This window comes from Frankia sp. Mgl5, assembly GCF_023242985.1.
GTDB classification, from domain to species: domain Bacteria; phylum Actinomycetota; class Actinomycetes; order Frankiales; family Frankiaceae; genus Parafrankia; species Parafrankia soli.
In genome coordinates this window covers 41,662-62,429 of sequence record NZ_JALKFY010000618.1, presented here as the reverse complement: position 1 = coordinate 62,429, position 20,768 = coordinate 41,662, and the positions used below count along the sequence as shown (strand labels likewise).

18 protein-coding genes are annotated in these 20,768 nt (G+C 74.8%); 6 read left to right on the top strand and 12 right to left on the bottom strand.

Translation table 11 applies throughout. The features are described 5' to 3' along the window. The first annotated feature begins 73 nt into the window (after positions 1 to 73). Positions 74 to 2,521, top strand: coding sequence for a hypothetical protein (locus MXD62_RS16450; protein ID WP_248830127.1), 2,448 nt, complete (start codon positions 74 to 76; stop codon positions 2,519 to 2,521). A 69-nt stretch (positions 2,522 to 2,590) separates the two neighbouring features. Here MXD62_RS16450 and MXD62_RS16445 read toward each other — a convergent pair whose 3' ends face one another. Together MXD62_RS16445 and MXD62_RS16440 are read right to left on the bottom strand one after the other, a co-directional pair. Then, entirely contained in the window at positions 2,591 to 3,007 is a 417-nt protein-coding gene (locus MXD62_RS16445) for a CoA-binding protein (RefSeq protein ID WP_248830126.1), read from the bottom strand. A 132-nt stretch (positions 3,008 to 3,139) separates the two neighbouring features. Beyond that, positions 3,140 to 3,859, bottom strand: coding sequence for an HAD family phosphatase (locus MXD62_RS16440; RefSeq protein WP_248830125.1), 720 nt, complete (start codon positions 3,857 to 3,859; stop codon positions 3,140 to 3,142). A 96-nt stretch (positions 3,860 to 3,955) separates the two neighbouring features. Here MXD62_RS16440 and MXD62_RS16435 point away from each other — a divergent pair, with 96 nt between their 5' ends. Together MXD62_RS16435 and MXD62_RS16430 are read left to right on the top strand one after the other, a co-directional pair. Continuing rightward, the gene (locus MXD62_RS16435) at positions 3,956 to 4,126 is read left to right on the top strand and encodes a hypothetical protein (RefSeq protein ID WP_248830124.1); all 171 of its coding nucleotides are present in this window, start codon (positions 3,956 to 3,958) and stop codon (positions 4,124 to 4,126) included. Beyond that, positions 4,123 to 4,401, top strand: a complete 279-nt coding sequence (locus MXD62_RS16430) for a type II toxin-antitoxin system RelE/ParE family toxin (protein WP_071061863.1) — start codon at positions 4,123 to 4,125, stop codon at positions 4,399 to 4,401. The genes MXD62_RS16435 and MXD62_RS16430 overlap by 4 nt, the downstream gene beginning before the upstream one ends. A gap of 169 nt (positions 4,402 to 4,570) precedes the next feature. On the opposite strand, the gene MXD62_RS16425 is transcribed toward MXD62_RS16430, so the two are convergent. Both MXD62_RS16425 and MXD62_RS16420 read right to left on the bottom strand, forming a co-directional pair. Then, positions 4,571 to 5,230, bottom strand: coding sequence for a sulfotransferase family protein (locus MXD62_RS16425; protein ID WP_248830123.1), 660 nt, complete (start codon positions 5,228 to 5,230; stop codon positions 4,571 to 4,573). A 625-nt stretch (positions 5,231 to 5,855) separates the two neighbouring features. Next, positions 5,856 to 6,437, bottom strand: coding sequence for a TerD family protein (locus MXD62_RS16420; protein ID WP_248830122.1), 582 nt, complete (start codon positions 6,435 to 6,437; stop codon positions 5,856 to 5,858). 292 nt (positions 6,438 to 6,729) lie between these two features. Between MXD62_RS16420 and MXD62_RS16415 the strand changes: the two genes are divergently transcribed. The 3 genes from MXD62_RS16415 to MXD62_RS16405 are packed head-to-tail and all read left to right on the top strand — an operon-like array spanning position 6,730 to position 14,349. Continuing rightward, a complete protein-coding gene (locus MXD62_RS16415; protein ID WP_248830121.1) occupies positions 6,730 to 8,247 on the top strand; it encodes a hypothetical protein in 1,518 nt (505 codons plus the stop codon). A gap of 2 nt (positions 8,248 to 8,249) precedes the next feature. After that, on the top strand, positions 8,250 to 9,203 hold the full coding sequence (locus MXD62_RS16410; RefSeq protein ID WP_248830120.1) for a hypothetical protein: 954 nt from the start codon (positions 8,250 to 8,252) through the stop codon (positions 9,201 to 9,203). Continuing rightward, a complete protein-coding gene (locus tag MXD62_RS16405; RefSeq protein ID WP_248830119.1) occupies positions 9,196 to 14,349 on the top strand; it encodes a hypothetical protein in 5,154 nt (1,717 codons plus the stop codon). The genes MXD62_RS16410 and MXD62_RS16405 overlap by 8 nt, the downstream gene beginning before the upstream one ends. 121 nt (positions 14,350 to 14,470) lie before the next feature. Here the strand turns inward: MXD62_RS16405 and MXD62_RS16400 are convergent, their stop codons facing one another. The 8 genes from MXD62_RS16400 to MXD62_RS16365 all read right to left on the bottom strand — a co-directional run bounded on the left by MXD62_RS16400 (position 14,471) and on the right by MXD62_RS16365 (position 20,713). Then, on the bottom strand, positions 14,471 to 15,517 hold the full coding sequence (locus tag MXD62_RS16400; protein WP_248830118.1) for a hypothetical protein: 1,047 nt from the start codon (positions 15,515 to 15,517) through the stop codon (positions 14,471 to 14,473). Between the two features lie 54 nt (positions 15,518 to 15,571). Next, a complete protein-coding gene (locus tag MXD62_RS16395; RefSeq protein ID WP_020459451.1) occupies positions 15,572 to 15,874 on the bottom strand; it encodes a lycopene cyclase domain-containing protein in 303 nt (100 codons plus the stop codon). Beyond that, positions 15,871 to 16,239, bottom strand: a complete 369-nt coding sequence (locus tag MXD62_RS16390) for a lycopene cyclase domain-containing protein (protein ID WP_248830194.1) — start codon at positions 16,237 to 16,239, stop codon at positions 15,871 to 15,873. The genes MXD62_RS16395 and MXD62_RS16390 overlap by 4 nt, the downstream gene beginning before the upstream one ends. Positions 16,240 to 16,285: 46 nt before the next feature. Continuing rightward, a complete protein-coding gene (locus tag MXD62_RS16385) occupies positions 16,286 to 16,975 on the bottom strand; it encodes a thiamine phosphate synthase (RefSeq protein WP_248830117.1) in 690 nt (229 codons plus the stop codon). Continuing rightward, on the bottom strand, positions 16,956 to 17,243 hold the full coding sequence (thiS, locus tag MXD62_RS16380) for a sulfur carrier protein ThiS (protein ID WP_248830116.1): 288 nt from the start codon (positions 17,241 to 17,243) through the stop codon (positions 16,956 to 16,958). Before thiS ends, MXD62_RS16385 begins: the two co-directional genes overlap by 20 nt. A gap of 60 nt (positions 17,244 to 17,303) precedes the next feature. After that, positions 17,304 to 17,627, bottom strand: coding sequence for an Rv2175c family DNA-binding protein (locus MXD62_RS16375; protein WP_248830193.1), 324 nt, complete (start codon positions 17,625 to 17,627; stop codon positions 17,304 to 17,306). Positions 17,628 to 17,658: 31 nt separating this feature from the next. After that, positions 17,659 to 19,242: a Gfo/Idh/MocA family protein gene (locus tag MXD62_RS16370; RefSeq protein ID WP_248830115.1), complete on the bottom strand. Its 1,584-nt coding sequence runs from the start codon at positions 19,240 to 19,242 to the stop codon at positions 17,659 to 17,661. Between the two features lie 166 nt (positions 19,243 to 19,408). Further along, the gene (locus MXD62_RS16365; protein WP_248830114.1) at positions 19,409 to 20,713 is read right to left on the bottom strand and encodes an FAD-dependent oxidoreductase; all 1,305 of its coding nucleotides are present in this window, start codon (positions 20,711 to 20,713) and stop codon (positions 19,409 to 19,411) included. Positions 20,714 to 20,768 lie beyond the last annotated feature (55 nt).

The window sequence follows — 20,768 nt, the reverse complement described above, 5'->3', positions numbered from 1 at the left end:
TACCGTGATCCACATACACAATCGGGGGCCCAAAGGGGACCATTTGGACAATTCCGCGGAACGATCGTGGACCATGGGTGCCGTGACGGCACCTGGACAGCTCCACGCCTCCGGACCCCGCGGCGCGCTGGAGGCCCCTGGCCGATCCCGACCCGGCGACGGCGACGCCTGGACCACGCCCGCCGTGAGCCCGGCCATCGGCGACGACGAGGGCGGCTCCGGCCGCCGCGCCGCCCTGGGGCCGGCCGCGGGCCCGTCCGAGCTCGAGCCCGGCTTCGAGGCCGAGCCCCGCTCCGGGCTGAACCGCCGCGGGCGCTTCCGCCGGCGGTCAGCTACCGGACGGCGCTCCCCGCTCGCCCGGCACTCCGTGTTCGGAGTTCTCCTGCTCGCCGGCGTCGTGCTGCGGCTCGTCACCACCTACGCCTACCGGCCCGTCTTCGAGTTCAACGGCGACTCGTACGCGTACATCCGACTTACCCGGCTGTCAGAACCGGACCCGATGCGCCCGGCCGGCTACCCGGCGTTCCTGCGCGTACTGGCCGAGACCGGGGCCGACCTGTGGGTCGTTCCCCTGGTACAGCACGTGCTCGGGATCCTGCTCGCGACGGCCCTCTACGTGCTGCTCGTCCACCGCAGGGTGGCCCCGCCGATCGCCGCGCTCGCCACCGCACCGATCCTGCTCGACGCCTACCAGATCGTGATCGAGCACTTCGTGATGGCCGAGACGCTCTTCGCCGTCCTCCTCGTCGCCGCGGTCGTCGCCCTGATGTGGTCGCGCCGGCCGTCGGTATGGGCGTTCGCCCTGGCCGGCCTGCTCCTCGGCGCGTCGGGCCTGGTGCGCACGATCGGCGTGGCCATCGGCCTGCTGGCCTTCGGCTACGTGGTGCTGCGCCGGGTCGGCTGGCTGCGGGTCGGGGTCTTCGCCGTCTTCCTGGCCGCGCCGCTGATCGCGTACGCGTCCTGGTTCCAGTCCGCGCACGGGAAGATCGGGCTCACCGGGGGCGACGCCGCCTGGCTGTACGGCCGGGTCGCCCCGATCGCCGACTGCGGCCAGCTCGACCTCGAGCCCAGCCAGCTCTCGCTGTGCTCCCCGCACCCGGTCGGCGAGCGGCCCGACCCGAGCTACTACGTGTGGGACCGCAACAGCCCGAGCAATCAGCTCGACGTCCCCGCCGACGAACGCGACCGGCTGCTGAACGACTTCTCGCGGCAGGTCATCACCCGGCAGCCCGTTGACTACCTGCGCATGGTCGGCTCCGACATCGCGCACTACTTCGAGCCGGGACGCCGCGTCGGGCCCCGGGACTGGCCGGACGCCACCTGGCGCTTCCCGACCGCGGACGAGCCCCGCTACCTGCACAACGACGAGCCGCTGCTGGGCCTGCACGGGGAGGCCGACCGGCCGGATCGGACCGTGGTCGAGCCGTGGGCCGGCTATCTGCGGGCCTACCAGAGCCGGGGCTTCACCCCCGGCCCGGCGCTCGCCGTGGCCGGTGTCCTCGGACTGCTCTCCTGCCTGGCCGCGCTGCCGCGGGTCGTCCCGGCGGGCCTGCGCGGGGGTGACGGGCGTGCCCGCTGGCACGACCTGACCGCGGAACGCCGGCGCACCGGCGCCGACTGCCTGTTCCTGGTCGCCGCCGGGGCAACGATGATCATCGTGCCGGCGGCCACCGTCTGCTTCGACTACCGGTATCTGCTGCCGGCGCTGTTCCTGCTGCCGCCGGCAGCCGCGCTCGCCGTCCACCAGGGCCATCTGCTGGTCGTCGCGTGGCATGAGCGGCGCGAGGCCACCGAGACCCCCTGGCGTACGCCTCCCGGCCCGACCGGCCTCGGCGCGGCCGACCCTGACACCGACGGTGACCCGACCGGTGCTGACACGCTCAGCGCCATCGAGACCGGCCCTGACGGCGGCGGCGCGACCGGTTTCGGCGCGCCAGGCGACCGCGCCGATCCGGACGCCCCGTTCAGCCTCGGCGGTCTCGGCGCGCCGCCGGGCCGCGTGGCCCCGGCTGGCCACGGCGATCATCGCGAGGGCGGGCCCACGAGGCCGGCCACGCCGGCCAGACCCATCCCGCCGACGACACCGAACCCACCGGCGCCGAACCCACCGGCACCGATTCCGCCGACGGCACCGATTCCGCCGACGGATCCGATTCCGCCGGCGGCGTCGGCCAGGCCGGCCCCTCTCCGGAGCGGACCGAACCCGGGCGCGGCGGCGGCGCGGCGGCAGAACCCGTCCGGCACACCGCCGCTACCGAAACGTGCGCCCGGGGTCACGCTCGAGGCGAGGAACCGCCGATCGCGTCCCGCCGCGGCCGGCGGGGCCGCCCCTGAGACGCCGTCCGGACGAAGCACACCGCAACGCCGGCCCGTGAGCCTCGGCCCGGACGCCCGGATGCCCACCCCGGGCAGCCGACCCGCGGCGCGCGGCCCGGCCGCGGCGAACGCCGGGGACGACCCGACGGCGCCGCCCACGAAGGTCGAGCCCGACGCCGGGGACGATCCGACGTTCCCCGGCTGATCATCCAGCCGGATCAGGCCGGGTTCCCGGCCAGGCCTGGTGCCGCTGTGGGCCGGGTGCCGGTGTTGGCTAGCGCCAGCCCAGCAGGCGGGGCCCGTCGATGCGGGGGCAGGCGTCCACGACCACGTCGAGCCCGGCGTCACGGGCGCGTGCCTGCGCGGCCTCGTCCCGGACGTCCAGCTGCGTCCAGACGGCACCGGCGCCGATCTTCACCGCCTCGTCGATGACCTCGCCGACCAGGTCGGAACGGACGAAGAGATCCACCACGTCCACCGGGAACGGGATCTCGCTGAGCGTCGCGTACCCCTGCTCGCCGGCGACCACCGGCGCCGACGGGTGCACCGGGATCGTCCGCTTCCCGTGCCTGCGCAGGTACTCGGCAACGCCATAGGCCGCGCGCGAGGTGTTCTCGGACAGCCCGACAACCGCCCAGACCTCGGTGTCGGCGAGCACCCTGCGCTTGACCGCATCCGTGTTCTCCGTCATGGACGTTCCAACCCCTGGGCCAGCACGGACAATCCCGCGGCCTCGCCGACGCGCCGGCAAGGCCGGTCAGATCAGCCGCCGTCCGGGCCGGTCAGGAAAGTCGTCGTACAGGTCGGCCGTCGTACAGGTCGGTCAGGTGCGGGTCGTGTGGTGCTCCGCGGCGGCGAGGACGACCTGGGCGGTGAGCCCCGCGACTCCGTCGACGCGGGCCGACGCCAGCGCCAGAGCGTCCGCGTCGGGCGGGAAGTGCTCGTTCGGGACGGCCACGACGGCGAGGCCCGCGGCCGAGGCCGCCCGCAGGCCGTTCGCCGAGTCCTCGACGGCGACCACCACACCGGCCGCCGTGCCGTCCGGCACCCGCATCCGCATCCGCATCCGGCGGACGGCTTCCAGGTACACGTCGGGCGCGGGCTTGCCCCGGGCGACCTCCTCGGAGGAGACGACCTGGCGGAACTCCCCCGCCAGGCCGGCGCGGTCCAGCACCAGCTCGATGAGCGTCCGCGGGGACGAGCTCGCCACGCCGAGTGGCCAGCGCTCCGCAAGCGCCCGCACCGTCGCCACGGCGCCCGGGAGCAGCGGCGGCGCGTCGCCGTAGCGTGCCGCGACCCGGCTGCGTACCTCGGCCGCGATCTCCTCCGCGCTGCCACCGGCACCCAGCTCGAACAGGTACCCGGACCACTCCGCGGTGGACATCCCCATCATCAGGGCGGTGCTGTCGGCCATCCAGCGGCCCCCGCGCTCGGCCACGAAGGCCCGCCGGACCTCGTCCCACACCTGCTCAGAATCGATCAGCACACCGTCGAGATCGAAGATGACGGCCTGGACGGTGACCGGCGCGGGAGGGAGAGCCACCCGCCCATCCTGCCGGGCCGCTCCCCCTGGCGGGGCCGTGCCTGCCGGTGTGACATGACCCGGCGATCGGCGAGCCCGAAACGTTAAGGTCAGGAAATGCACAACGCGCACAGCGTTCCAGCGCCTGCCGGGCGCCGGCGGACCGACCCGGAGGCGTCGATCCCCTCGCCATCCGCCCAGGCCGCGTTCGCCCACGCCGCCCACGGCCAGGTCACCTACGCCCAGGCCGCATCGCGCCGCCCTGCCCCGGCCGACGTCCGCGGATGAGCGACAAGCACGAGGTGACGCTCTCTCCCTCGGCGGAGCGGGACCTGGCGAAGCTGCCCGAGCTGCTCAGCGCCGAGGTACGCCGGTTCCTGGACGGGCCGCTGCGCAACGATCCCCGCAAGGCTGGGACGCCGCTCGCCGGCGAGAGCCAGGTGGGCATGTTCGAGGCGACGGGGCGCGGTTGGCGGGTGCTGTACCGGGTGGACGCGAACACACGGACGGTACGCGTGATGATTGTCGGACGCCGACACACCCCGTCCCGGCTGCCATTCTGAGAACGGCGGCCCCCCGAATCGGCGACACGCCGACCGGGCGGCTTCGTTGTTTCTCGCTCGCCCACGGGACGCTGCCCGCCGACGCCGCCATTCCCGCCCGTGGCCGCGCGCGGGGATCTGTCACCCCTGAGCGCTCCGCCACCGGATCGACCGGCCTAGCTGGGTATTTTCACGCGGGCGGGGCGCCCCGGTTCATCGCCGCGGCGAGCCGTGCGCGGTGCTTCGCCGCATAGGTTTTCTGGTCGTTCAGCCGCGGGAACTCACCGGCGGGCACCGGCACATCGAGGAATTCACACAGCGGACCCCAGCCCTGGGCGATGTCGAAAACCAGCAGGCGGTCGGCCGGAATCTCACGGCGTACCGCCTCGCTGTGCTCCTCGAACGCCTGCAGCGCGTGTTCCCTGTCCTGGAAGCGGCCCTTGAAGACGCCGTCCCACACGATCAGGTCCATCATCTTCATGACCCGCGTCGCCTCGGGGTTCGCGACCGTCGGCCGCGCCGAGCCGGCCCGGAACAGCGTGCTCGAGACGCTCTGGTACCACTTCTCGGGATCCCGGACCGTCAGGATGACCCGGGCCGACGGGTAGTGCGCGACGAGCTCGCGCCAGAAGAAGGCTCCCGGCCAGTCGACCGTCGACCGGTAGTCGCGGTACAGGGCATCCCAGTCCGCGGCGCCGTCCTCTGCCGCCGCTATCCAGTCGGCAACCGTCTCCCGGCGGGAGAGGACCTCGTCCATGTGATGGCAGGGGCCGTGGCCGAGCTGTTCGAGAGCCGCCTTGAGCGAGAGCGTTCCGGTACGCCCGAAACCCACGCCGATGACTTCGACCAATGTTCCTCCTCAGAAGATCCGGAGGCAAGAATAGCGACTATTCCAGCATTGGTCCAACACTGATTGCCGCAACCGGTAGCCCGGAGTTTTGATGGCACTTTGCTCTCGGCCAATTACCCGGATCCCGAGGGAAAATCCGGGAATTACCGCAGAATTACATTCACCCGCAGACTACCTCCGAAATGCTCGCCCCGCGCCGCATTCGAGACGGCCGGACACAAAGAAACAAACACGCGACAACGCCCACTGGACGCACCGCGACAGTCGCTCGAGAGAAGTGACGGCCGACCCGCGACGTGACGGTTACGGGCCACTCGTGAATAGGGGGTGGTGGCGGGGCCGGGAGCGGAGATCCGGGCCGCACACGATCAGCCGGGCCAGCAGTGGCGGCAAGCCTCGAGCAAGCCCGCGCGGGCCGAGTTGCACGGCGGCAGGCCGCCTCGGAGTCCCTCCAGACACCATGCGGCCATCGTGCCAGAGACCGCAACACGGCAGACTGCTTTTCGACAAACGACCCGCCCGCGGCGCAGACGCCCAAGGGCGAGCCACCGGGCGCCACCACCGGGCCGCTCCCGGCTTCCCACAGCCCGGGGAGCGGCCCGCCGGCAGACGCCGGGACAGCCTGCTAGGAGACGTTGACGCCGAAGTCGAGCGCGATTCCGCGCAGGCCGGACGCGTAGCCCTGCCCGACGGCCCGGAACTTCCACTCAACGCCGTAGCGGTAGAGCTCACCGAAGATCATCGCGGTCTCGGTCGAGGCGTCCTCGGTGAGGTCGTACCGGGCGACCTCGGCGCCGGTCGTCGCGTCCGCCACCCGGATGAAGGCGTCGCGGACCTGACCGAAGGTCTGCCGCCGGGCGTCCGCGTCGTAGATCGACACCGCGAAGACCACCTTGCTGGCCTGCTGGGAGAGGATCCGGAGATCGACGTTGATCTGCTCGTCGTCGCCCCCGCCGCCGCCCACGAGGTTGTCCCCCAGGTGGGTCACGGCGCCGTCCGGGCTGACCAGGTTGTTGAAGAACACGAAGTGGCTGTCCGACAGCACACGGCCCGAATCACCCACGACGATCGCCGAGGCATCGAGGTCGTACGGCGCGCCGGTGGTCTGACGGACCTGCCAGCCGAGGCCGACGGTCACCGCCGTCAGGTTGGGCGCGACCTTGCTGAGCGAGACATTGCCGCCTTTGGACAGCGACACCGATGACATGTCGTGAGCGTAGTACCGAGCTCGGGCCCGCGGCATCCCCTCCCCCGCACTTGCCTCGTTCCGGCCTCACTTCGTTGTGCCGCCACGGATTCAGGCCGGCGCACGCACCGGCGGGTTGGTCCGCGCATGCCCTGGCCAGGACCACACCTGCCCCCGCGGGGCAGGATCGGCGCCCGGTTAGGGTGCCAAAGATGCAGATCCGCCAGGCACCGCCGGACCCGGCCGAGCCGGCCCGTGCCGTGCCGGCCTGGGCTGTGTCGTGCCGCGCGGTCGGCCGGGGCCGGGCCGGCCGATGACCCCCGCAACCACGGCGACCGTCGCACCCGCGGCGGTCGCCGACACCGGGATGACCCGACGCCGCAAGGCGCTCGCGCTCACCCAGCCGCTGCACGACCTGGACGCCAGGAAGTCGTACCTGGAGGGCGCCGACTTCGACGTCTACGCGATGGCCGAGCTCGCGCTGCACGCCATCGACCTGGTCACCGTGGCCATGGATTTCGACCGGGGTGCGGACCACGAGCAGGTGCTGCGCAAGCTCGTCCCACTGGCCGCCGACCAGGCCCCCGACCGGCCGCGGGCCGAACACGAGCGGGTCGCCCTGTGGGTGCTGAGCAACCTGATCAACGTCGGCAGCGTCGACCGCGGGTTCGACGTCATCTACGGCACCTACCGGGCCGACGGCCGCTATGTGCGCCGGCGGTTCGACTTCAAGCTGCTCGTCGAACTGACGGGCAGCGGCGGCGAGCTGTATCTGCGCGCCACGGACGAGGCGGTGACCGTCCTCGTCGGCGCGCTGGACACGGACGTGACCTCCGCGCAGATCGCGGCCGAGGTGACGCTGGACAACCTGATCCGCCGCGGCCGGCTGGCCGACGCCAGGACGGCGGCGGAATCGGCGCGGTACCGGACCGTCCAGTACGCCGAGCAGCTGCGCCGACAGCTCGACGCGACGCGGCGCAACGTGCTGGCGGTCGACTGGCTGCGCGCGGTACCGGCGCTGCTGGATGAGGCACTCAGCCACGTCGAGCAGCGGTACCGGCACGAGAACGCGATCCTGACCCACATCCGGCGCTACCGCGACGCGGCCGACGACGCCGATCACAAGCGGCAGGCCGCCGAGCTGGTCGCGATCGTGGCGGACTGCGTCCGCCGCCACACCCAGCTCCAGGCGCGGCTACTCGAGGCGGGCGCGGTCTTCCGCGCCGAGCAGGACCGCCAGCAGTTCGCGGATGTTCCCGCACGCGACGGGATCGACCTCTACACACAGATCCTGATGCCCGTCCTGGCCCTGCCGGTGACGACGGCGTCGGCTCCGGCCACTGCCTTCTTCCCGGCAGCCGTGGGAGTGCGCACACCTCGGGCCGTGCGCCTCGTCGACCTGGTCGACGGACTCCTGGCACCACCCGCCGAGCAGGAGGTGCTGGGACCTCCGGTGGTCGAGGCGGACCTGGTCTCGCTGCGCGAGCCGGCGCGGTTCGACGACGAGACCTGGTCGACCGCGACGGCCATCCTGGAGATCGCGCCGGAGGCGCCGCGGCGACTGTCGGAGCTCCTCGCACAGGCCAGGCGGGCGGGTGGCGCGGACGTGGCCGAGCTGGTGGTGCTGCTCGCCGCGCACGCGCTGAGCCCGCAGGTCTCCGCCGCCGCGCGCCAGGGTGACGACGTCGTGTCGGTCGCCGTCGACGACGGCGTCGAACTGGATGACCCCTGGTTCGGTGGCTCCGACCTCCTCGTCGGCCGGGTGCGCATCGGCGCCGAGGGCACCGATGCCGGCGGCCCCGTTCCCCCACCCACCATGATCCGGAAATAGTCGTGACAGCCACCCATGAGCCCATCGCCACGCTGGAGCACACCCCGGGCGCGGCCAGCCCTCGTCTCGAGGCCCCCACTACCCCCGAGCGGGATGCCCGGCGCGAGCACGGCGACGCGTTCGACGCGGCCCGCCTGATCGCCTATGGCCTGCGGCCGAAGCTGGTGCCGGCACGGGACGGGACGTACGCCGAGCTCGTGCGCCGGCATCTGCGGGACCAGGAGTTCGCGGCGCTGACCCAGGCTGTCGCCGGTGGTCTCGGGCTGGTCGTCCTGGACGTGGCCGAGCGGGCGGGCCTGGTGGTCGCGGGAGCTGAGGACTCCGCCTTCACCGTCCGGATGACGGACTACGCGCGGCGGGCTGGCGGTGAGCACCGGTCGGCCGAGCGCCTCCTGCACGCGGTCGCGCAGCTCGCCGTCGCCGCGCTCGCGTTCCCCCGCCCGGCTGATCTGCTCGACGACTCCTATGTGGGCCGGGTCAGTGTCGAGGGCGTGGACGCGTTCGTCCGCGAGGCCTGCCGGCTGCTCGAGGAGCGGGTCGCCGCCGACCCGGACACCGAGACCGACCCGGGGGACGGCCGACGGACACTCGAGGCCGCCTGGCGCCTGTACTCGCGCCGCCCGGCGGCGGGGACGACCCGCGACGCCCGCCGGCTCGCCGGGTCGACCACCGGGATCATCGCCCGGGCGATGGGCTTCCTCGCCGACTCCGGCTGCCTGGTGCCGGTGAGTGAGCAGGCCGGCGGCACGTTTCGCACCACGGCGCGCTACCAGATACAGGTGCGCGAGCTGGCGGCCGACGCGGCGCTCGAGGAACTGCTCGACCTCGGCGTCGTGACGGTGGCCGACGGCTCGGGGGGTGTCCGGGTGCTCGCGGCCGAGCCCGTCCTGCCCGGAACCGAGGCAGGCAGAACGAGCGGGCCACAGCGCGTGGCACCGGAGGCGGACGATGTTTGAGCTCTCCAAGGTGCGACTCCATTCGATCGGGCCGCCCGGGGCGCGGTTCGGCGATGTTCTTCTCGACTTCTCCGGGGTGGGAGCGCCGGTCACCGGACACCGCCAGGATGCGCTCTTCAGCGCCGGCGTGGCCGTCCCGGAGACGGACGGTAACAGTGAGGACACGGCACAACGGGCCGGCGGCGCGCCCCCGTCCGACGGGAGCACACCCAGCCCGAGGACTCCCGGCGCTGTCGCTGCCGGCGGGGTGACCGACACCGCCGTACCGGCCGTTCAGCCTGGTCAGGCTGGCCAGTCGAGCCGGCCGGTCCGGCCGTCGCCCGCGTCTGTGCTGTTCCTGGAGAACGGCGGCGGCAAGAGCGTCCTGATGAAGTTGATCTTCTCGGTGGTGCTCCCCGGCCGGCGGCAGGTCGTGGGCACCTCGAACGGCCGTGTGCTGGACAACTTCGTCCTCGCCCGGGACTGCGGGCATGTCGTCTGCGAGTGGCAGCACGCCGTCACCGGGGAGCGGGTCGTCACCGGCAAGGTCAGCGAGTGGCGCGGGCGGGCGACGGGGGACGCGTCCCGCCTCGCCGAGGCCTGGTACTCCTTCCGGCCGAGCGCGGAGCTGGACATCGCCAGCCTCCCCCTCGTCCGCGACGGACGGCTGATCACGCTCGCCGGCTTCCGCACCCGGCTGGCCGAGGCCGGCGCGGCGGACCCGAAACTGGCGATGACCTGGGAGACGAACCAGGGCGCCTGGAGCGAGAACCTCGACGCCATCGGCCTGGACCCGGAGCTGTTCCGCTACCAGCGGGCGATGAACGCGGGCGAGGGAGAGGCCGCGGAGGCCTTCGCGTTCAACAGTGACGAGCAGTTCGTCGACTTCCTGCTACGCGCCGTCACCCCGCCGGAGGATCCCGCCGGCGTCGCCGAGGTCGTCGACGGCTACGCGGCGAAGCTCGCCGAGCGGGCGGCACTCGACGCCGAGCGGGAGTTCGTCGCCGGCGCGCTCGAACGGCTCAACCCGCTGGTCGAGGCGGTCGGGGCGCGCGTGGAGTCCGCGGCGGGGCTGCGGGCGCTGCTGACGACGGTGCGCGGCGCGGCCGGGGCCGTCGAGGCGCGGATCGCGCTCGACCGTGTGGGGGCGGTCGAGCTGGGTGCCCGCGGCCAGTCCGGCCGGGACGCCGTCGAGGAGGCCGAGCGGGCCCGGCGGCGCGCGGTCGACATCGAGCTCGCGGCGCGGCTGCGAGTCGCCGAGCTGCGGCTGGCCGAGGCCGAGGCGACCCGCGACGAGCTCGTCGAGCGTTTCGCGGAGGCCAACGAGGAGCTGGACGCGTGGCGCGCCGCCGAGGACGTCCTCCGGCACGCGGCCGCCTCGAGCGAGGCCGAGCGGCTGACCCGGCTCGTCGAGGAGGCCGAGTCCCGCTCGGCGCCGGCCCTGGCCGACCGGGCCGCCGCCGCCCGGGCCCTGGGCGGGGGGTGGCCCCGCCGCGCGGCGGCCGCCGTCGCGGAGGAGCGCCGCGCGCGCGCGGCCGCCGCGGCCCACGAGCTGGCCGCCGCGGCGGCCGCGGCGGCGGACCGTGCCGCCGCCGACGGCGCGGCCACGGCACGCGCGGGCGCGGCGGCGCTGCGCGAGCGACGCGCCCGGTCCGCGCGGGTGCTGGCCGAGGCGGTCCGGGACGGCCTGCTCCCCTCCGCTGACATCGATCCCCGGTCGGCGGCCGCCGAGGCCGCGCGTGCGGCGGAGGAGGCGCGCGCCGCCGTCCAGGACGCGCTCGCGGCCGCGACCCGCTCCACGGACCGGGAACGGGCCCAGGACGGCGCCCGCGCCGCCGAACGCGAGCTGGACACCGCGCGCGCCGAGCTCACCCGGCTCACGAGCGAGCTCGAGCAGGCACTGGCCGGGGCACGCGCGCTGACCGCCGACGGCCGGATCGCCGCCCTGCTGGGCCTCGGCACCGGACCGGACAAGCCGGACCAGCTCGATGCCGCGCACCACCTCGACGCGGTGAACCTGGACACCGACGCGCCCGCCGCGCTGGACGCACTCGCGGCGGCGGTCCTGGCCGCCGAGGAACGCCAGCTGGCGCTGTCCGTCGACGCGGAGGCGGACCTGCGGGTGCTCAACGCGCTCGGCGACGGGGACCTGCGGCCGGCGCGACCGGCGGTCGGTGACGTCCTCGCGGTGCTGACCCGGGCCGGCATCCCCGCGGTCTCCGGATGGCAGCACCTCTCCCGGGCGGTCGCCGCGACCGAACGTGAGCGCGTGCTCGCGGCCCGCCCCGATCTGGTGGACGGCGTCGTCGTGCCGGCCGGCTGGGACGTCGGCGCGGCGCACGCCGCGCTGGCCGCGGCTCGGCTGCTCCCCGACTGCGCGATCGTCGTCGGTGCCGCCGAGCTGCTGTCGGACGCGGCGTCGCCCAGCCACACCGACCACGCTCACCACATCGACCGCCCTGACAACGCCGACCTCGCGGGCCCTCTTCGCGGGCGGGCGTTCCTCGTCCCACCGAACCCGGCGCTGTACGACCGGGCCGCCGCCGCGGCCGAGCGGGAGTCCGTCCGGCGTCGACACGAGGAGCGCAGCGCGCAGGCGGCCGAGCTGAGCGCGCGGGCGCGGGCTGACCGCGAGCTCGCCGCGGCGGTCGCCGGCTGGCGCCGGTCCAACCCGCCGGGACGGGTCGCGGGGCTGCGTGCCGCCGCCCGCGCCGGCCAGGACGCGGTCGACGTCGCCGAGAACGCGCTGGCGGCCGCCCGCGAGCTGGTCGGGGAGGCCGTCCGCGCCGCCGAGCGGGCGGTCGCCGAGGTCGAACGCCTGCGTGCGGTGGAGGAGGAGCGCACGGCCCGCGCCGCCGCGCTCGACCTGCTCGTCCGCGCCGTCGGGGAGTCGGTGGGAGCCGACAGCGAGATCACGCGGCTGGAGGCGACCGCGGCCGAGCGGTCCACCGAGGCCGAGGAGCACCGCGCCCGGGCCGCGGCAGCGCGGGCGGCGGCGCAGGACGCGCTGCGGCGGGCCGACGACGCCGCGCGCAACGCCCGGGTGGCGCGGGCGGAGTCGGCCGAGGTGGTCGGCGGCGGAGACATCGACAGCGCCGACGTCGACAGCGGCGACATCAACACCGACGTCCACGGCGCGGACGGCGCCGGGGACGGCCACGGAGCCGGGCCCGGAGCGGGCGGGCCGCCGCAGGTTCCGCTGCTGCGCGCTGTCTACGAGTCGGCCGAGCGGGCGTACGCACAGGTCGAGGTGGGTGCGGACCTCCGCGGCGAGCTGGATCGCGCGCGGCGGGCGCAGGCGGCGGCACGCGGTGCCGTGGAGGGGCTGCCCGCCGCCGTCCGCACCCGCTCGGCGGCGCTGCTGGCCGGTCCGAACGGCGGCGACGCGGCAGCGCGGGCGACCGCCCAGGCCGCGTCCCGGCGCGTCGCGGCCGACCTCGGCCGCGAGCTCGACGCGGCGCGGGAGCGGCTCGGTGGACTGCGGCAGGAGCTGCGCCACACCGCCGCCGAGGTGGCCGACGCCGGAGCGCGGCCACTCGCGCGGGACGAGGGCCCCACCACGATGGAGCAGTCGCGGGACGCGCACCGGGCCGCCGTCGAGGCGCTGCACGAGTCGGAGGCCGCCGTCCGGGCGGCCCGGGCCGCGCTGGACGAGCTGGAGCGCCACGCCGCGGCGCACGAACGTGAGGTGGACGCCTTCGGTCTCGTCACCGAGACGCTGTCCGAGCTGCGCGCGGACGCCGAGTCGGCCGTAGCCGGCACGAGCGAGCGGGCGGGTGCCGGCGAGCGTTCCGACACCGGCGTCGGCGAGCGTGCGGACGCCGACGCCGGAGGCCGCGCGGGCATCGATGCCGGAGACGCCACGAGCACCAGCGTCGGACGCGGCGACGGCGCCGTTGCCGCGCCGGCTGGCTCCGCCGGATGGCCGGGCGGCGTGGAGGCGTTCGACGGGGACACGGCCGCGGCCACGGCGATGGCCCGCGAGCTGCGGTCGTCCTGGCGGCAGGCGGTGGCGGCGCACGGCGAGGCGGCGGGACGGGTGCGGGCCGCCGCCGACGCCGTGGCGGCCTGGGCAGCCACCGACCGGTTCGAGTCCGTCCGTTCGCCGGCCCGCCGGCAGATGGTGCGGGCCGGCCGGGACGCCGTGGCCGCGAACGCCGCCGACTGGGCCGCGGCTCTCGCGCCGCGCCTGCGCAGCCTCGACGACGACCTGGCGCACATCGGCCGCAACCGGGCCGCGATCGTGGCCCGGCTCGAGGGCATGGTGCGGGCCTCGCTGGGCACGCTGCGCTCGGCGCAGCGGCTGTCCCGGCTACCCGACCGGCTCGGCGACTGGTCGGGCCAGGAGTTCCTGCGCATCACCTTCGCCGAGCCGGACCCGGTGGCGCTCACCGACGCGCTCGGCGAGGTGGTGGACGCCGCCGCGCGCGGTTCGGCCACCTCAGGGCCGGCGTCCACAGGTACCGTCGCGGGCTCCCCCGGCGGGCCCGGTACGGCCGGTGCCCGCCGGGACGGCATGACGCTGCTGCTGCGCGGCGTCCGCGCCGCGCTCCCGGGCGGGGTGCGGGTCGAGATCCTCAAGCCGGACGCGGTGCTGCGCACCGAACGGGTGCGGGTCTCCCAGCTCGGCGACGTGTTCTCCGGCGGCCAGCAGCTCACCGCGGCGATCATCCTGTACTGCACCATGGCCGCGCTGCGGGCCAACGACCGTGGACGGCTGCGCGCCCGGCACGCCGGCGTGCTCTTCCTCGACAACCCGATCGGACGGGCCAGCGCCGCCTACCTGCTGGACCTGCAGCTCGCGGTGGCCGACCGGCTCGGAGTGCAGCTGATCTACACCACCGGCCTGTTCGACACCACCGCGCTGAGCGCCTTCACCCTCGTCATCCGGCTCCGCAACGACGCCGACCTGCGGGCCGGGATGAAGTACCTGCGGGTACAGGAACGACTGCGCCCGGGACTGACCCCGCCGGACGTCGCCGCGGGCGGCGCGGCCGGAGTGATCACCGCCAGCCGCCTGTTCCGGCGGACAGCACCCGGCCCGCCGGCCACGGCATCAGTGCCAGCCACGAGATCAGCGCCGGCCGGGACCGGCCGGGAGGCCATCGCCGCCACGAACGGGGACCGGTCCGGTCCCGCCGCCGCGAACGCGCATACGGGACCGTGAGCATCGAGTCCGCACGGAGCCTTGGTCCCGCGCACGGCGGATGAGACCATGAGCCCGCGCCGCCCGGCACCCCCCGAGCCGGGCGGCGCCGTTCCAGCGGTCAGCCGCAGGCCTCCGGCGGTCAGCCGGCCGGGCAGGGGCGCACCTCGACGGACCCGTCGGTCGTCGAGCTCCGGCCGTCGAGGTCGGTCGCCACCACGGTGTAGGTGATCGTCCCCGCCGCCGGCACCGGCCCGATCGGCCCGGACCAGGTCGACCGGTCGTTCACCGCCGTGCCCAGTTGGAGCGGGGTGGTGGTGGCCTGTCCGTCCGGCACCCGGGTGCGCACCTCGACGCCTAGGACGCCCGTCGGGTCGACGACCGTGGCGGTCACTGTCGCCTGCGTGGTGCCCTGATCACCGGCGCAGCCGCTGGGGAGGATCGTGGTCGGCGCGGCCGAGACGCCGCTGAGCCCCGGCGCCCCGGAGACCCGCGCGGTGATCCGCAGGTTCCCGCCGCCGGAGCCGTCGACGGCCGAGACCGGGACGTCCAGGTCGATTGAGCCCGGCGGAGCCACCGCCCGGTCGAGGGTGACCACGAGCGGCACCTGCGCGCCCGGATCGACGACGTCCCGCCCCGGGACGACGCTGACCCACCCGGGCGTGTCGCCAACGCGCACGCGCGCCGGTGACGTCCCGACGCCGAGCACGTCGAGCCTGATCGTCGACTCCACCTCGCCGAAGTCGACGTCGGTGCGGCTCAGCCCGATCGCCGGCCCGGCCGGCGGGGTCCCGCGCGGGACGCCCGTGCCCGCTCCCGGGCGAGCCGGCGCGGACGTGCCGCCCGCCTGGGACGGTTCGGGAGACGCCGAGACCCCGGAGCTCTCCACGGGCTCGGGCGGCCCGGATGCCCCGAACGCCCCGACGGGGACGGGGCCGTTCGCCGTCGGCGAGGGAATCGGCGGGGACGCGACGGAGGTCGACACGACGATGCTGGTCCGCGCACCGGCCGGGTTCCGCACCGCGGACGCCGGCCCCGACCCGCTGTTGTGGATCAGGAACAGGGTCGTGGCCAGGGCCGCCGCGGCTCCCACCGCGGCCGCGACCCGCCCCCACCGGATGGGGAGGATCCGTTTGGAGCGACCCCAGGGAGAACGGTGCCGGCCAGCGGGACTGATCTCGTCCGCCATCCGTTGTTCCATTGGGTCCGAGCGTAGGCCCAAAAGTGGATACAGGACCCCGATTCACTCGTTTCCGTGACGAAGTCCCCACCAAACCCACCACACCAGCGTCTGGGTTACCAACGCGAACCCGAACAGCAGGTCCTCGACCGGCGCGAACACGAGGCGGGGCCCGGCGATCGCGTCCGGGTCGTACACGACGATGTCGAAGCCGGTCAGGATGCCGTTCGTGACGAGCTGGAAGAAGACGATGATCGCGTAGGCCGTCCAGAACAGCCGGCGGGTGAGCAGCCGGGTACGCAGGATCCGCAGGTCCAGCAGCACGCTCACGGCGACGCCCACGACGGCCAGCGCGGTGTAGCTCATCCCGGCCCGCGGGCCCCGTCCACCGGCCTGTCGCCGGCCCGCTCGTCGCCCGCCTGCCAGCCGGTGACGGCGCGCACGGCCTCCAGCGCGAGCACGGCACACACGGGGACCACGACGAAGAAGAGGACCTCGTCGAGCGGGAGGCCGCCGGGCAGCAGCACCCCGGTGGTGCGCCGCGGGTCGAACGCCCAGTGGCCGCGCGCGATCGCGTACAGATCCCACCCGACGAAGACGACCAGCACCGGCGCCACCGACAGCAGGAGGCGGCGGGGGCGCGCATACACCCTCGTCCGCAGCAGGATCTCCAGCGGCGCCGTCGCCACCAGGCACCCCAGCAGCACCGCGAGGTAGCTGAAGTGGCCCAGACCGCCGAAGTGACCGAGGCGGCTCACCGCGGACGCCCTCCCCCGGTCAGGCCGAGCGCAGGCGTTCGGCGAGCGCGGTGGCGGCGGCTCCCGGATCCGCGGCCTCGGTGATGCCCCGCACCACCACGACCCGGCGCGCGCCGGTCTCGAGGATGGCGTCCAGGGTCCGCGCGTCCACACCGCCGGTGACGAACCAGGGTTTGGCCCCCGGCTCGAACGGCGGGGCGTGCCGCGCGGCGAGCCGCGGCAGGCCCATCCCGACCGGTGGACGGCCCTCCTTGGTCGGCGTGGCGTGCACCGGGCCGACGCACACGTAGTCGACGTCCGGGTCCGCGAGCGCGGCCAGGAACTGCTCGGGATCGTGCGTGGACAGCCCGATGAGCGCGTCCGCCCCGACGATGGTCCGCGCCAGCCGAGGCGGGATGTCGTCCTGCCCCACATGCAGGATGTCGACGCCCGCGAAGGCGGCGACGTCGGCCCGGTCGTTGGCGCTGACCAGGGCACCGACCCGGTCCGCGGCCTCCCGCATCCGGGCCAGCCCGGCGAGCTCCTCGCGCCACTCCAGCCCCTTCTCCCGGAGCTGGACGAGGTCGACGGCGGGCGCGCCCGGCAGGCCGAGCACGTCCTCGAGGAAGCTTCCCTCGTCGCCGCGACGCGCGGTGCACAGGTACAGGCGGGCGTCGAGGAGGCGGGCCATCCGACGCGCGCGCAGCGACTCAGCCCCCGGCGACGGCACGGACGATCTCCAGGGTGTCGCCGTCGGCCAGGTGGACCGAAGGCATCTCCGACGGGGTGAGCGCGGTGCCGCGCAGTTCCACGACCACCGAGCCGGGCCGCAGCCCGAGTTGGACGAGCAGGTCCGGCAGGGCGAGCCCGGCGGGCACCTCCCGCGGCTGCCCGTTGACGACGATCCGCGCGCCGCCCGGGCCATCGGCCGGGGCGGTGCTGACGGCTGCTGGTCCCGGGGACGGATCGAGCTCCGCCCGGTTCGGACGATCGGCCATGCACCCGACCCTACGGGAGCGGGCGCCCCTGGCCGGGCGGGTTCGGCGGGCCGGCCCGGTTCAGAACCCCAGCGCCTGCGCGCGCCGCCTGACCTCTTTGCCGCGGTTCTCGGCCAGCGCCTGGACCGGGGTGCCCGGCAGGCTCGGATCCTCCCGGAACAGCCAGTCGAGGGCCTCGTCGTCGTTGTAGCCGGCGTCGAAGAGCAGCGTGAGCAACCCGGGCAGGCCCTTGACCACCGCGCCGTCCTGGATGAACGCCGCGGGCACCTTGAGCACGCCGTCCACCCGCCTCGCCAGGAGAGTACGGTCGCGCACCATCTGGCGCACCCGGGTGACGGGCACTCCCAGACCCTCGGCCACGTCGGGCACGTTCAGCCAATCCATGGTCAAGAGTAAACACCTTGTGCCGGGTTGGTCAGCCGGGCGCCATCTGCGCGCCGCCGGCCGCCGCCGACCTGCGGGCCGCCTCGAGCACCGCGACCAGCCGGCGGGCGTCCTCCGGCTGGTGCTCGGCCAGTGGCCAGCCGGCGACCAGGCAGTCCGCGAGCTCGCGATGGAACCTCGTGGCGTCGTGCGGCCCGGTCGGCAGCGCGGTGCGCGTCCCGTCGTGGGCGAGCAGCCGCGGTGACCGCGGCGCCCCGCCGTGGCCGTCGCGGGCGTCGCGGGCGTCGCGGGCGTCGCGGGCGTCGCGGGCGAGCAACGAGCCGTTGCTGCCGAGCACCTGGGTGCCGGGCCGCGCGGCGGCGGACACGTCCGAGATCGTCACCTGGGCCTCGCAGCCGCCGGCGAAGTGGAGGAGCACCCGGGCGTGGTCGGCGTTCGTGACGTGGTGCCACACCCGCTTGTGCCCGAAGGCGCTGACCCACTCGACCTGGTCGTCGACGAGATCGAGGACGCGGCCGAGCTGCACGGCGCCCCGGTCGAAGATCAGCCCGCCGCTGATCCGCTCGTCGTCGTGCCAGGTGCCGGCGGGCCGCCGCAGGCCACCGGAGAAGACGTCGATCCACATCACCTCGCCGACGTCCCCGCGGTGCACGGCCGTGCGCATCGCCCGGTGACCTGGGTCGTCCCGGCCGTCGGGGTAGACGGCGAGCAGCAGCGAGCGGCTCTGGGCGAGCTCGGTCAGCTCGTCCACCTCGTGGGTCGACAGGCACATCGGGGCGTGCACGACCACCTGCTTGCCGGCCTCGAGCGCGCGGCGGGCCCACTCGACATGGGTGTGGGTGGGGGTCGCGACGATCACCAGGTTGAGCTCGGGGTCGTTGACCAGGTCGTCGGGGTCGTCGACCCGGCGGCCCGGCCGGTCGGTGTCCTGGCCGGGCGGGCGGGCCATCCCGCCGTCGCAGAGGGCGGCCAGCTCCAGGCCCTCGACGGCGTCGACGGCGTCGATGTGCACACCGAAGACGTCCGGGGCGCCGATGAGCCCGACCTTGACCGGCCCGGCGTCGGTCACGCCGAGCGCGTGGCGCAGCCAGCGGCCGACGAGCCGCTGGTAGCGGGGATCGGCGAGCAGTTCCTCGCCGGCCCCGAGGGTGAAGATGCCCAGGCCGGTGGACGGCCGCCAGGTGCAGATCGGGTGCTCCCCCATCTCGTGGCGCACCATGAGCAGCCGTTCGACGTCCTCGGCCACCTTCTCCGGGACGACCCAGGACTCCCGGGGCCGGAAGTCCCCGAGGCGGGCGGCCACGGCGGCGCCGTCCGGCCCGGGGATCAGCGGCAGGTCGTAGGGGGGCGTCACCCGGCCGGGGGTGAGCCCGGAGGCGTCGATGAGCGGGCTGTCCGGCGACAGCGACCGGACGGTCGGCCCGGCCAGCAGGACGGGCACGGACTGCCGGGCCCGGTCGAGCAGCTCCTGCTCGACGTGGTCGAGCGGGCGGTCGATGAGGACGAGCAGCGCGTCGGCCGAGCGGGCCGACGTCGGCCCGAGCCCGGCGGCCCGTAGATGATCACCGAGCGCATTCACGCCGGGAAGGTTCGACACCAGGTGAATGCGTGGCACGGGGGGCACTTTAGTCAGAACCCACCCGGACGGGAACAGTGGGTTCACGACACGCGAGCACGCCACGCACTCCACGACAAAAAGTAAACAGTATCGTTACGGAAAGTAGGCAACTACGGGCACGACAAAGACCGCCGGCCGCCGGAGCGGCCGGCGGCCGCCCGTCTCACACCGGCTGCGCGGGCTGGAGCTCCTTCAGCGCGACCGCGGGGTCCGCGAACCGCTCGACGTCCGGCGCCACGCCAGCGAGCAGCATCCGCCGGCCGGCGACCATGTCCAGTGGTCGGGCGACGGTCACCAGAGCGACCAGCTCGCCGTCCGGGGCGAACCAGCCCGCCGACCAGCCCGGCGCCCGCTTCGCGCCCTCCGGCGCGACGGCGGTCGGATCCCCCCGCAGCACCAGCGTGCTGTCCGCGCCGGGCATCCCGGCGAACTGGATCATGCGCCCGAACTGCTGCGACCAGAAGTACGGGACGGGATCGTAGATCTCGGCCTGGTCGCCGGCCTGCGCCGGCCCGTCACCGCCGGCCAGCGAACGCAGCAGGGTCGCGACAGCGACCCGCGGCGACTCCTGGGCGCATTCCCAGTGCTCGACGCGCAACCGGCGGTCGTAACGCCGGGACCACCACGCGGCGCAGTCCCCCACCGCGACGACCGAATCCGGCCGGTAGCCGCCGGCCCCGCCGGCCGCGCCCGGCCCGCCGGCGTCGGCCGCCCTGGCGCCGGGCACCGCCGACAGCCATTCGTCGACGACGACGCCGCGGTCCAGCGGCAGAGCCGACGACTCCAGCCAGGCGACGTCCGGGCGGACGCCGACTCCCACGACCACCACGTCGGCGGGCACGAACTCGCCCCCGGCCAGCGCGAGCCCGTCCGCCCGGATCTCGTCGACCGCGACACCGAGCCGCAGGTCGATCCCTACCTTGGCGTACCAGGGGACCGTGTACCCGCCGATCTCGGCGCCCAGCGCGAGCAGCGGCGCGGAGCCGGCCTCGACGACGGTCACGGCCGCGCCGGCGGACGCCGCGTGCGTGGCGACCTCGGCGCCGATCCAGCCCGCGCCGACGATGGCCAGCCGGGTACCCGGGGTCAGCGCCTCGCGCAGCGCGAGGGCGTCGTCGATGGTGCGCAGCACCCGCTGCTCGCCGGGGCCGGGCAGCCGCACCGGGGCGGCGCCGGTCGCGAGCACCAGCCCGTCGAACTCGACGGCGCCGCCGTCGGTCTCCAGCACACCCGGGCGCAGCCCGGTCGCGTGCCGGCCGAGCAGGAGCTCCACGCCGTCGAGGTCGAAGGGCAGCGTGGTGTCGTCCGTCCGCCCCGACAGCACCGCCTTCGACAGCGGCGGCCGGTCGTACGGCCGATGCTCCTCCGCGCCCACCAACGCGATCGTGCCCGCGAAGCCCTGGGCGCGGAGCTCGACGACCGCTCGCCCTCCGGCCAGCCCGCCACCGACGACGACGACACGGTCCATCAGCCCACCCGCTCCATGGGCCGAGAGGCTACTGGGCAGGTCTGTCCCGTGTCGC

Excerpts from the sequence above, each read along its gene's own strand:
- MXD62_RS16450 (WP_248830127.1), top strand. The coding sequence starts at position 74 with ATGGGTGCCGTGACGGCACCTGGACAGCTCCACGCCTCCGGACCCCGC.
- MXD62_RS16445 (WP_248830126.1), bottom strand. The coding sequence starts at position 3,007 with ATGACGGAGAACACGGATGCGGTCAAGCGCAGGGTGCTCGCCGACACC.
- MXD62_RS16435 (WP_248830124.1), top strand. The coding sequence starts at position 3,956 with ATGCACAACGCGCACAGCGTTCCAGCGCCTGCCGGGCGCCGGCGGACC.
- MXD62_RS16430 (WP_071061863.1), top strand. The coding sequence starts at position 4,123 with ATGAGCGACAAGCACGAGGTGACGCTCTCTCCCTCGGCGGAGCGGGAC.
- MXD62_RS16420 (WP_248830122.1), bottom strand. The coding sequence starts at position 6,437 with ATGTCATCGGTGTCGCTGTCCAAAGGCGGCAATGTCTCGCTCAGCAAG.
- MXD62_RS16415 (WP_248830121.1), top strand. The coding sequence starts at position 6,730 with ATGACCCCCGCAACCACGGCGACCGTCGCACCCGCGGCGGTCGCCGAC.
- MXD62_RS16405 (WP_248830119.1), top strand. The coding sequence starts at position 9,196 with ATGTTTGAGCTCTCCAAGGTGCGACTCCATTCGATCGGGCCGCCCGGG.
- MXD62_RS16400 (WP_248830118.1), bottom strand. The coding sequence starts at position 15,517 with ATGGCGGACGAGATCAGTCCCGCTGGCCGGCACCGTTCTCCCTGGGGT.
- MXD62_RS16395 (WP_020459451.1), bottom strand. The coding sequence starts at position 15,874 with ATGAGCTACACCGCGCTGGCCGTCGTGGGCGTCGCCGTGAGCGTGCTG.
- thiS (WP_248830116.1), bottom strand. The coding sequence starts at position 17,243 with ATGGCCGATCGTCCGAACCGGGCGGAGCTCGATCCGTCCCCGGGACCA.
- MXD62_RS16375 (WP_248830193.1), bottom strand. The coding sequence starts at position 17,627 with ATGGATTGGCTGAACGTGCCCGACGTGGCCGAGGGTCTGGGAGTGCCC.
- MXD62_RS16365 (WP_248830114.1), bottom strand. The coding sequence starts at position 20,713 with ATGGACCGTGTCGTCGTCGTCGGTGGCGGGCTGGCCGGAGGGCGAGCG.